The following is a 2,500-nucleotide window of genomic DNA, read 5'->3' on the forward strand; positions in this document are numbered from 1 at the left end:
GAAGAACACAAACATTTAAAAAAGCGAAGCAATATGCTAGCGAATCAATTCAATTTGAGCTTAACAGTCTATGACTGTTCAAACACTTTTTATGAGAGTTTGATCCTGGCTCAGGACGAACGCTGGCGGCGTGCCTAATACATGCAAGTCGAACGCTTCTTTTTCCACCGGAGCTTGCTCCACCGGAAAAAGAGGAGTGGCGAACGGGTGAGTAACACGTGGGTAACCTGCCCATCAGAAGGGGATAACACTTGGAAACAGGTGCTAATACCGTATAACAATCGACACCGCATGGTGTTGATTTGAAAGGCGCTTTCGGGTGTCGCTGATGGATGGACCCGCGGTGCATTAGCTAGTTGGTGAGGTAACGGCTCACCAAGGCCACGATGCATAGCCGACCTGAGAGGGTGATCGGCCACACTGGGACTGAGACACGGCCCAGACTCCTACGGGAGGCAGCAGTAGGGAATCTTCGGCAATGGACGAAAGTCTGACCGAGCAACGCCGCGTGAGTGAAGAAGGTTTTCGGATCGTAAAACTCTGTTGTTAGAGAAGAACAAGAGTGAGAGTAACTGTTCACTCCTTGACGGTATCTAACCAGAAAGCCACGGCTAACTACGTGCCAGCAGCCGCGGTAATACGTAGGTGGCAAGCGTTGTCCGGATTTATTGGGCGTAAAGCGAGCGCAGGCGGTTTCTTAAGTCTGATGTGAAAGCCCCCGGCTCAACCGGGGAGGGTCATTGGAAACTGGGAGACTTGAGTGCAGAAGAGGAGAGTGGAATTCCATGTGTAGCGGTGAAATGCGTAGATATATGGAGGAACACCAGTGGCGAAGGCGGCTCTCTGGTCTGTAACTGACGCTGAGGCTCGAAAGCGTGGGGAGCAAACAGGATTAGATACCCTGGTAGTCCACGCCGTAAACGATGAGTGCTAAGTGTTGGAGGGTTTCCGCCCTTCAGTGCTGCAGCAAACGCATTAAGCACTCCGCCTGGGGAGTACGACCGCAAGGTTGAAACTCAAAGGAATTGACGGGGGCCCGCACAAGCGGTGGAGCATGTGGTTTAATTCGAAGCAACGCGAAGAACCTTACCAGGTCTTGACATCCTTTGACCACTCTAGAGATAGAGCTTCCCCTTCGGGGGCAAAGTGACAGGTGGTGCATGGTTGTCGTCAGCTCGTGTCGTGAGATGTTGGGTTAAGTCCCGCAACGAGCGCAACCCTTATTGTTAGTTGCCATCATTTAGTTGGGCACTCTAGCGAGACTGCCGGTGACAAACCGGAGGAAGGTGGGGATGACGTCAAATCATCATGCCCCTTATGACCTGGGCTACACACGTGCTACAATGGGAAGTACAACGAGTTGCGAAGTCGCGAGGCTAAGCTAATCTCTTAAAGCTTCTCTCAGTTCGGATTGTAGGCTGCAACTCGCCTACATGAAGCCGGAATCGCTAGTAATCGCGGATCAGCACGCCGCGGTGAATACGTTCCCGGGCCTTGTACACACCGCCCGTCACACCACGAGAGTTTGTAACACCCGAAGTCGGTGAGGTAACCTTTATGGAGCCAGCCGCCTAAGGTGGGATAGATGATTGGGGTGAAGTCGTAACAAGGTAGCCGTATCGGAAGGTGCGGCTGGATCACCTCCTTTCTAAGGAAATTACGGAGACTACACATTCGTCACTTTGTTCAGTTTTGAGAGGTTTACTCTCAATTGCATCATGGGGCCTTAGCTCAGCTGGGAGAGCGCCTGCTTTGCACGCAGGAGGTCAGCGGTTCGATCCCGCTAGGCTCCATTGACAACGAAGTTGTCAAATCTTTGTTCATTGAAAACTGGATATTGAAGTAATCAACACAAAACCGAGAACACCGCGTTGAATTGAGTTTTTTAATAGTTCAATTGCTTACTCGATGACGCCTCTATCGCTAGAGAAACGCATCGAAACCCAACCGTAAGGTTGATAAGGTTAAGTTAGTAAGGGCGCACGGTGGATGCCTTGGCACTAGGAGCCGATGAAGGACGGGACTAACACCGATATGCTTTGGGGAGCTGTAAGTAAGCTATGATCCAGAGATTTCCGAATGGGGGAACCCAGCATCTTTTATAGGATGTTACTTTTCAGTGAATACATAGCTGATTAGAGGTAGACGCAGAGAACTGAAACATCTAAGTACCTGCAGGAAGAGAAAGAAAATTCGATTCCCTGAGTAGCGGCGAGCGAAACGGGAAAAGCCCAAACCAACGAGCTTGCTCGTTGGGGTTGTAGGACTCCAATATGGTAGTTGATGAGGATAGCCGAATGACTTGGAAAAGTCAGCCGAAGAGGGTAAAAGCCCCGTAGACGAAATTCTGATCACACCTAGGAGGATCCTGAGTACGGCGGAACACGAGAAATTCCGTCGGAATCCGGGAGGACCATCTCCCAAGGCTAAATACTCCCTAGTGACCGATAGTGAACCAGTACCGTGAGGGAAAGGTGAAAAGCACCCCGGAAGGGGAGTG

General features: G+C 50.8%; 1 tRNA gene and 2 rRNA genes (1 of these 3 cut by a window edge). All 3 read left to right on the top strand.

From position 1 onward, the window contains the following. Window positions 1–87 precede the first annotated feature (87 nt). Window positions 88–1,648 (top strand): 16S ribosomal RNA (locus tag ECA01S_RS13535). Between the two features lie 72 nt (window positions 1,649–1,720). Then, window positions 1,721–1,793: transfer RNA gene (locus ECA01S_RS13540), tRNA-Ala, on the top strand. A 169-nt stretch (window positions 1,794–1,962) separates the two neighbouring features. Next, window positions 1,963–2,500 (top strand): 23S ribosomal RNA (locus tag ECA01S_RS13545) (it continues 2,373 nt past the right edge of the window). The 16S and 23S rRNA genes sit together here with 1 tRNA gene alongside, the layout of an rRNA operon.

The organism is Enterococcus canis NBRC 100695, from assembly GCF_001544375.1.
Lineage (GTDB): Bacteria > Bacillota > Bacilli > Lactobacillales > Enterococcaceae > Enterococcus_H > Enterococcus_H canis.